This is a genomic window from Acidovorax bellezanensis (genome assembly GCF_025421555.1).
Classification (GTDB): Bacteria; Pseudomonadota; Gammaproteobacteria; order Burkholderiales; family Burkholderiaceae_C; genus Comamonas; species Comamonas bellezanensis.
In genome coordinates, this window is the sequence record NZ_JAODYH010000041.1 from 1 (window position 1) to 384 (window position 384).

The following is a 384-nucleotide window of genomic DNA, read 5'->3' on the forward strand; positions in this document are numbered from 1 at the left end:
AGAGCCTGGCGGCGGACAACCTTGTGACCCTGACGGCGACAGCGACCGACAAGGACGGCGACAGCGCCCAGGCCACCCTCAACATCGGCCTGAACCTGAACTTCAAGGACGACGGTCCCAGCGTCAGCACGACCGGCACCGAGCCGACGCTGACAGTGGACGAGACCGTGCTGGCGACCAATGCAACGGCCAATTTCGCGGCCAACTTCAGCCCGGTCTTCGGCGCCGATGGTGCCGGTGCCAGCGGGCTGAGCTATGCGCTGGGCGTGGTGGTGGGTGCCTCGGGGCTGGTGGACACGGCCACCAACGAGGCGGTGAACCTGTCGCTGGTGGGCGGCGTGGTCCAAGGCCGCACGGCGACAACCAACGTCCTGGTGTTCACGG

At 67.7% G+C, this 384-nt stretch carries 1 protein-coding gene; it reads left to right on the plus strand.

Annotation, left to right across the window (positions count from 1 at the left end):
• Window positions 1-384, plus strand: a 384-nt coding sequence (locus tag N0K08_RS23360) for a DUF5801 repeats-in-toxin domain-containing protein (protein ID WP_261502806.1), incomplete at both ends; no start/stop codon positions are given.